Below are 7969 nucleotides of genomic sequence, written 5' to 3'. Positions count from 1 at the left end.
CACCCTGTTCTGGTCGTCGCGCCCGGTCTCGTGGGTGAACACCGCCGCCCCGTTCGCGCTGGCGTACTTCCTGGCCACGGGCGGGTTCGACCTGCTGGGCGTGATCGGCACACTCTTCTTCCTGGTGCCGTACAACCTCGCGATGTACGGGATCAACGACGTCTTCGACTACGAGTCGGACCTGCGCAACCCCCGCAAGGGCGGCGTGGAGGGGTCGGTCCTCGAGCGGTCGCGGCACACGGCGACGCTCGTGGCGTCGGCCGTGACGACGGTGCCGTTCCTGGCCTACCTCGTGGTGGTCGGGACGTTCGAGTCGTCGCTGTGGCTGGCGGCGAGTGCGTTCGCGGTGATCGCCTACAGTGCCAAGGGACTGCGGTTCAAGGAGATCCCGTTCGTGGACTCCGTCACCTCGGCGTTCCACTTCGTCTCACCGGCGATCGTCGGGTGGACCATCGCCGGCGCGGACCTCGGCGGCGGGGTGTGGGCGTGCCTCATCGCGTTCATGCTGTGGGGCGCGGCGTCCCAGGCGTTCGGCGCCGTGCAGGACGTGCGCTTCGACCGCGAGGCCGGCCTGAAATCGGTCGCCACAGTGCTCGGTGCCCGGGCAGCCGTGTGGTTCGCGCTGGCCTGCTACGCCGCGGCGGTGCTGGTGCTGCTGATCGCCGCGCCGTGGCCGGCGTCGGGGGCGGCGTTCGCGATCCTGCCGTACCTCGCCACAGTGGCCGCCTACACGCGGGTCACCGACGCCACCGCCGAGGCGACCAACGAGGGCTGGAAGCGCTTCCTGGTGCTCAACATGCTGGCCGGCTTCTGCGTCACGCAGCTCATCCTCTGGTCGGTGCTCGTCTGGGCGTGAGCCCGCGCCGCCTCACCGGCTGATTCGGCCGACCGGGCCGGGTCAGCGCTGGACGCGCTCCAGCCACCGCCGCGACGGCGGGCTCGACCGCCAGTTGAGGAAGATCGTCCGGAATGCCCGCGAGAAGCGTCGCCGCATGGCCGCGGGGTCGTCGAAGGGTCGGGCCGAGATCCCCACGGTCAGGGAACGGTCGACCAGCAGGCGGTCGTCGGCGCCGAACTGGAACGACAGGTCGATGTCGTCGTGCAGCTCCGGGTCGGTCCGGTTGACCCCGTCGCGCACCCGCTCCCAGGCGCTGCGGCGCATCGCCAGGTTCGAGCCGAACAGGACGGGGTGGGCCATGGCGGCGCCGACGGAGACGAAGAACGCGTCCATGTAGAGCAGCTTCGCGGCGCGGGCCCGCCACCCCTCCAGTCCGATGAACTCGCCCGGGCCGGAGATGGCCGCGAGTTCGGGATCGGCGGTGAACGCGGCCTCTATCCGGGCGAGCCACCCGGGTCCGGGCCGGGAGTCGGCGTCGAGTCGGGCGATGATGTCGCCCGTCGCGGAGTCGTAGCCGGCCGCGGCCGCTGCGGGGATGCCGCGGACGGGCTCGACGGCCACCCGGACCCCGATCCGCGCGTCCGCCGCCAACGCCACCGCGACGCTGGCGTCCGAGCACCCGTTGTCCACCACCACGACCTCGTCGGGCGACCGCGTCTGCGTGGCGAGGGAGGCCAGGGCGCCCTCGAGTTCGCGGGCGTCGTCGAGGACGGGGATCACCACGGAGATGTGCACCGGACCATCCTGCCAGCGGGCCCGGCGCAACTGCGTCTCACCGGGCGATTTGTGCCGCGTTCGGCCGTGTGTGTAATCTGCTAAAGGCTTACGCGCCGAGCGGTTGGGTGACCAACAGCGAAGCGCGGCCCGCCCCCTTAGCTCAGTCGGCAGAGCGTTTCCATGGTAAGGAAAAGGTCGTCGGTTCGATTCCGACAGGGGGCTCGCACTGTGCGGGGCGGCTCGATCGTCCGACTGGCAGGGCATGCCGGTGTAGCTCAGCTGGTTAGAGCGCACGACTCATAATCGTGAGGTCGGGGGATCGAGTCCCCCCACCGGTACTCTCAACACGAAGGCCGCCCGCTCGCCGCGGGCGGCCTTCGTCGTCTTCTCGACTCCTACGGCATCAGGGTCTGATCACACCCGGCTCACGTCCCGTGCTCCGGTCCCGAGGACGAGGTCCCCCGCGTGTCCCGGGATCCCGGTTCCGTCCTTCTCGAGGGTCGGCCGCAGGAGGAGCATCGCGATCGCGATCACCGCGAGAACGGACACCTCGTGGACCAGCATCCCGATCGACATGGTCACGCCCCCGAGGAACAGCCCGGCAAGAAGCGCGGCAACGGTCACCAGGGCGATGGCGATGTTGAGTCGCATGGTGCGGACGGTCCGCTTGGCCAGGGAGAGCGCGTACGGGAGCCGCGGGAGCCTGTCCGCCATCAACGCGATGTCGGCGGTTTCGATCGCGGCCGGCGAGCCGGCGGCTCCCATCGCCACCCCGATGTCGGCCAGTGCCAATGCAGGGGTGTCGTTGACCCCGTCACCGACCATGGCCACGGTGTGGCCGCGGGACTGCAGCTCGCGCACGATCTCGACCTTGTCCTCCGGCATGAGCTCGGCACGGATCTCGTCGACCCCGAGTTCGGCGCCGACATTACGGGCCACCCGCTGGGCATCGCCGGTCGCCATGACGACCCTGATCCCTGCGTCGTGCAGTGCCCTGACCGCTGCCGGGGCGTCGTCACGGATGGTGTCGGCGACGGTGACGATCCCGACCGCCCGTCCGTCGACCCCGACAAACATCGCGGTCCTGCCCTGGTCGTTGAGTTCGAGGATCCGTGCGTTGTCAGGCCGGTGGTCGAGTAGATCCGCGGAGCCCACCGCGACCACTCGGCCATCCACCTCGGCGCGGATGCCCTTGCCGGCGACGGGCTCGGCCGCTTCGACCAGGTCGATCTCCAGTCCCGCCTCCCGGGCACCCGAGATGATCGCCTCGGCGAGCGGATGCTCGGACGCGGTCTCGGCTCGGGCGGCCAGCCTCAGGACGTCCTCACGCGAATAGTCGTCGTCGAGCACGTCCACGTCGGTCAGGACCGGCCGACCGTTGGTGAGGGTGCCGGTCTTGTCGACGACGACCGCGTCGACCCGGGCCGCACTCTCGAGGTACTCGCCGCCCTTGATGAGAACACCGTCCTTGGCGGAGCGGCCGATCCCGGCGACGATCGACACGGGGATCGAGATCACCAGGGCGCCGGGGCAGCCGATCACCAGGAGGGTGAGCGCGAGCTCGATGTTGCCCATGGTGGCGACCAACGACCAGGGGATCAGGGCCACCACCAGCGCCGAGATCATCACGGCGGGGGTGTACCAGGTCGAGAACCGTTCCATGAAGGTCTGGGTGCGGGCCTTGTCGTCCTGGGCGTCCTCCACCCGGTGGACGATCCGGGCGAGGGTGGTGTCGGCACCGATGCCGACGGCCTCGATACGCAGGACTCCCGACCGTAGCCAGGTGCCGGCGAACACCTCGGAGCCCTCGGACTTCTCGGCCGGGACGGACTCGCCGGTGATGGTGGCCTCGTCCACGCCGCCGTTGCCGGAGAGCACCCGGCCGTCGACGGGGACCTGCTCCCCGTTGCGCACCAGCACGAGGTCGCCGGGTTCGAGTTCCCAGACCTCGACGGTCTCCGGCTCGCCGTCACGAAGGATGGTGGCGGTCTCGGGCGCCGAGTCGACGAGGTCGGACAGGGCCCGGCGAGTGCGGTTGAGAGTCGCCTTCTCCAGGGCCTTGCCGAGGGCGAAGAGGAAAGTGACCGCCGCAGACTCCCAGTAGTTGTCGATGAACATGGCCCCGACGGCGGCGACCACGACCAGCAGATCGATCGAGATCATCCGGATCCGAAGCGCCTGAACCGCCGAGACGGCGATCCGGTAGCCGGCCACGAGAGCGGCGATGATCATCAATCCGTCCGCCACCGCGTCGGCCGAGGTGAGTCGGCCGACGAGCCACGAGGCGACGATGAGCAGGCCGGAGGCCGCCACCACGCCCCAGGTCTTCCATGATTTCAGCATTGTCCTGTCTCCTTCGGTCGCCGTCGTGCGGTCGGTGTCGTCGCGTCAGAACGCCGACGGCTTGACCGCGTAGCCGACCTCGGCGACCGCTGCGACGAGATCACGTACCGAGACCTTCGCGGGGTCGTAGTCGACCAGTACTCGTCCGGAGGCGAACTTGACCTCCGCGGACTCGACACCGTCCAGACCGTTCAACTTGTTCTCGATCTTCGCGATGCACGACGGGCACGAGAATTCATCCGAACGCAGAACGATGCTCTTGACCTGTTCGCGGACACTCATGGTGATCCCAGCTCCTCTACGGTTGCTGTTCCTCGGGGGAACGGTGCACGTTCCTTACGTGCATCTCCGAACCTAGGAGCAACCGGAGAAGACTTCCTTGACGCCAATCAATCAACGGGAAAGCGGCGCCGACCAGTTAATCGCCCGCGATCAGCCTCTCGAGTGCGGCGCGGTCGAGGACCGAGACCCATTCGCGGCCGGAGTCGATGACGCCCGCCTTCTTCATCCGCGCCATCGCGCGCGAGGCGGATTCCACTGTGGTGCCGGCCATCCCCGCAATGTCGTCGCGGCGCAGTCGGACCTGGAGGAGACTCGAGCCGTCCCGCTGGAGGCTTCCGAGCTTGCGGTCGAGGTGCCGCAGCGTCGAGCCGACCCGCTGCTCCACCGACTGCGTGGTGTGCCCGATCTCCTGTTCCCGGGCCTGCGCGAGCCGATCCTGTTGCATTCGGATCAGGCCCAGGGCGAGGCTCGGGTGGTCGCCGACCACCTCCGCCAGCGCGTGAGCGGGCAGGAAGAGCGCACAGGTCGTCTCCATCGCCCAGGCGGACTCGGTCGCGACGGCAGCCTCCGTGTGCAACGGCCCCACGGTGTCTCCGGGGGCGGCGATGTCCACGGTGAGCTCCCGGCCATCGGCGGTGTCCCGGGTAACCCGCGCGCGGCCGGAGACGACGAGATACGAACCGGGGATTTCATCCCCGGCGAGCACCATCGGATCGCCCTCGGCCCAGGACCAGGCGGTCAGGTGCCCGTTGAGGTCGCGCCGGTCATCAGGTGAGAGCTCCCGGGTCAGTGGGGCATCGGCTAGTACCCGCAGCCGGGTCTCGTCCGAGCAGGAGTGCGGGTGTGCGCAGTTGCGCCGAACCGGGTTTCGGGACATCGGTGCAGCGATTCAGTTCGAGGAGTGCAGATGGGTAGAGACCACCCGGAAGTCTCCCGCGCGGGCGAGGGCCTTCTCGATGATCGCCGGGTCCGGGCGGACCGTGTCCGGGTGTTTGACGTACAGCTGCGCGTGTTCGGCCCCGGTGAGTTCGAAGGTCGCCTGGCCCAGTCCGTGCTCGGCGAAGATGTCGTAGAGCGCCTGGAGGGCCTTCTTGACGTCCCTGTCGTTCCGGACGCCGCTGACCTCGAAGCGGCACGAGACGATGTGGGACACGTCAGATCCTTCCGTTGAACGCCTGCAGCGCGGAATCCTCGCGGGTCCCGCCTCGGCCGTCACCGTACTCCGCGTAGTCGGCTATCCACCGGATCGAGCGCACCCACTTGACGTGCTTGTAGCCGTGGTTTGACTCCACCCGCAGGCGGGCGGGGGCGCCGAGGTGCGTCTCGAGAGGGGTTCCGTTGCGCTCGTAGGCCAGAATCGTGTCGTCCTCGTAGACCGTGTCGAGGTCGAGTACCGCGTAGAACGGCTCCCGCGGCCGGTTGTCATACATCTTCTGGGCCAGACCGTAGGAGTCGATCAGCACGTAGTGGGCTCCCTCCGGCTGGGGGCCGAGGACCTCGAGCAGATCCCGCAGTCGTACGCCGGTCCACCGGGACGTGGCGGACCAGCCCTGCATGCAGGTGTGCACCGCTACATAAGAGGTGCGCGGCAGCTCCGTGAGCTCGTCCAGGGCCAGGGTCTTCTCGGCGCCCGAGAGGTCGTCGCCGATGGTCAAGGAATAGCCGCGCCAGGCATCGTCGCGAGCCTCGACCCACTCCGGCGACTCGTCCTCGGTGGGCGGCAGGCCGTTGGTCCAGTGGAACTCGGAGATGTCGTCGTCGGTGTAGGTGTTCTGCCGCCCCATCCGCGGTCGCATCCGGTTGAGGAAGAGGCGGCGGCCGATCTCGGACACCCCGGCGGTGAACCGCTGCGCCCGGGCGCGGTCGGCCAGCGACCAGTAACTCAGGGCGATCCAGAACAGGACCACGGCCACGACGGTGGCGATCGTGATGGTGAAGGCCTGGGCAGATCGTGCCGTGTCGGTGGTGCCGAACACCATGTGCACGACGTTGTGCTCGGCGTGCACCAGGAACACCAGCCCGACATGCATGACGATGAACGCGGAGATGAGCACCATGAGGATGAAGTGCAGCGACCGGGCGCCCTGGTGGCCGCCCCAGAGCTTGACGTACCAGGGGAACCGCGAGCGCACCGCCGGCGCCATGGCCACGCCGGTGAGGATGAGCAGCGGAGCGAGGACGAAGATGACGGCGGTGTAGGCCAGCATCTGTGCGGCGTCATACGGGTCGAAGTGTTCGATCGCCGGAGCCCGGAACCCGAGGTACATCCGGATCGACTCCCACGCCTCGCCGAACACGCTCCACGAGGTGGGGATGATGCGGCGCCACAGTCCGGTCGCGAACAGCAGCACCACGTACACCAGGCCGTTGAGCACCCACAGCATCACCGAGATCCCGTGCCAGTGCCGGCCCAGCCCGATGTTCTCCCGACCCGGTAGGCCGATCAACGGTGACAGGGATTTCTCGTCCATCAGGGAGGTGTACACGCCCTCCTCCCGTGGCAGTTTCCGGCGGGTGAAGCGCAACCACTCGGTCCCGGGCTTGCAGTCGTTGCGCCACCACAGTCGCGGCATCGAGGACAGGATCTCCCAGCCCGAGCGGAGCAACATGCCGATCAGGATGAAGTTGACCAGGTGGGAGGCCCGTAGCCACAGCGGGAAATCAGGGTTGATCACGTCAGTTCAGACTCCAAATGTCGAGCGGGGATACATGGCCTCTACATCGGTTATCACGTTCACCAGGTACGGCACGCCGCTGGCGAACGCCCGGTCCAGCGCCGGGCCGATCTGCGCGGGATCGGTGACCATCTCGCCGGCCCCGCCGAGGGCCTTCACCACCTCGTCGTAGCGGGTCCGCGGCGCGAGGTCGGCGATCACGTCGTAGCCGTAGAGCATCTGCATGGGGCCCTTCTCCAGGCCCCACGCCCCGTTGTTGCCCATCACCATCACCACGGGCAGTCGGTGCCGGACGAGGGTGTCCACGTCGATGAGGGAGAACCCCGCAGCACCGTCGCCCAGCAGCAGGACCACCTGACTGGACGGTCGGGCGATGCGGGCCGCGATGGCCGCGCCAAGTCCCGCGCCGAGGCACCCGAACGGGCCGGGGTCCAGCCAGTTGCCCGGCCGGGCGGGTTCGATGAACTTGCCGGCATAGGAGACGAAGTCGCCGCCGTCGCCGATCACCACGGCGTCCTCGGCCAGGCGCGGCAGCAGCTCGCCGTAGATCCGCGCGGGATGGACGGGGTCGGCCGAGGCGCCCAGGAGCTGCAGGTCGGCGGCGTGGGTGGCATCGGCCTTCTCCCGCAGCGTGGTCGCCCAGGTCGACCAGTCCGGGCGCGCCGCCCCCGATCGGCGCTGTACGGCCTCGACGACCGCGTCCAGCACGAGCCCCAGGTCGCCCGCGGTGGCCACGGCCGGTGACGCGTGGTGGCCGAGTTGCCCGGGGGAGTCCGCGATGTGCACCACTTTCGCCGGCGTCGCGCCCTCCTTGCCGCCGAACACCCCGTAGCCGAGCCGGAAGTCCAGGGGCGTGCCCACGACGAGCACCACGTCGGCCGCGCCGAACGCCGTCCCGCGCGCCTTGGTCACCAGTAGCCGGTGCCCGGCCGGGACGATCCCGCGGCCCATGCCGTTGGGGATGACGGGCAGGCCCAGCGACTCGGCGCACCGCAGCGCTGCGTCTTCGCCGCGATCTGCCCACACGTCGGAGCCCAGCACCAGCACGGGACGC

8 protein-coding genes and 2 tRNA genes are annotated in these 7969 nt (G+C 69.1%); 3 read left to right on the top strand and 7 right to left on the bottom strand.

What is annotated here, in order from left to right; all coding sequences use genetic code 11:
- Positions 1-4: 4 nt before the first annotated feature.
- A complete protein-coding gene (locus tag G6023_RS08540; RefSeq protein ID WP_182634991.1) occupies positions 5-856 on the top strand; it encodes a prenyltransferase in 852 nt (283 codons plus the stop codon).
- 42 nt (positions 857-898) lie between these two features.
- Here the strand turns inward: G6023_RS08540 and G6023_RS08535 are convergent, their stop codons facing one another.
- Complete coding sequence (locus tag G6023_RS08535; protein ID WP_182634989.1) at positions 899-1633, bottom strand: glycosyltransferase family 2 protein; 735 nt, start codon at positions 1631-1633, stop codon at positions 899-901.
- 131 nt (positions 1634-1764) lie between these two features.
- Here G6023_RS08535 and G6023_RS08530 point away from each other — a divergent pair.
- Together G6023_RS08530 and G6023_RS08525 are read left to right on the top strand one after the other, a co-directional pair.
- A tRNA-Thr gene (locus G6023_RS08530) sits at positions 1765-1837 on the top strand.
- A 42-nt stretch (positions 1838-1879) separates the two neighbouring features.
- Positions 1880-1953, top strand: a tRNA-Met gene (locus G6023_RS08525).
- A 76-nt stretch (positions 1954-2029) separates the two neighbouring features.
- Here the strand turns inward: G6023_RS08525 and G6023_RS08520 are convergent.
- The 6 genes from G6023_RS08520 to G6023_RS08495 all read right to left on the bottom strand — a co-directional run.
- Positions 2030-3955, bottom strand: a complete 1926-nt coding sequence (locus tag G6023_RS08520; protein WP_227022234.1) for a heavy metal translocating P-type ATPase — start codon at positions 3953-3955, stop codon at positions 2030-2032.
- A 48-nt stretch (positions 3956-4003) separates the two neighbouring features.
- A complete protein-coding gene (locus G6023_RS08515) occupies positions 4004-4240 on the bottom strand; it encodes a heavy-metal-associated domain-containing protein (RefSeq protein WP_067716832.1) in 237 nt (78 codons plus the stop codon).
- Between the two features lie 136 nt (positions 4241-4376).
- Positions 4377-5117, bottom strand: a complete 741-nt coding sequence (locus G6023_RS08510) for a Crp/Fnr family transcriptional regulator (RefSeq protein ID WP_082923936.1) — start codon at positions 5115-5117, stop codon at positions 4377-4379.
- Positions 5118-5129: 12 nt separating this feature from the next.
- Positions 5130-5393, bottom strand: coding sequence for a hypothetical protein (locus tag G6023_RS08505; protein ID WP_067716829.1), 264 nt, complete (start codon positions 5391-5393; stop codon positions 5130-5132).
- A 1-nt stretch (position 5394) separates the two neighbouring features.
- Entirely contained in the window at positions 5395-6915 is a 1521-nt protein-coding gene (locus tag G6023_RS08500; RefSeq protein WP_182634988.1) for a molybdopterin-dependent oxidoreductase, read from the bottom strand.
- A 6-nt stretch (positions 6916-6921) separates the two neighbouring features.
- A partial coding sequence (locus tag G6023_RS08495) for a thiamine pyrophosphate-dependent enzyme (RefSeq protein ID WP_241727769.1) occupies positions 6922-7969 on the bottom strand: 1048 nt, incomplete at its 5' end.

This window comes from Dietzia sp. DQ11-71, from assembly GCF_014144995.1.
Taxonomy (GTDB): domain Bacteria; phylum Actinomycetota; class Actinomycetes; order Mycobacteriales; family Mycobacteriaceae; genus Dietzia; species Dietzia kunjamensis.
This window is presented reverse-complemented; position numbering and strand designations above follow the sequence as displayed.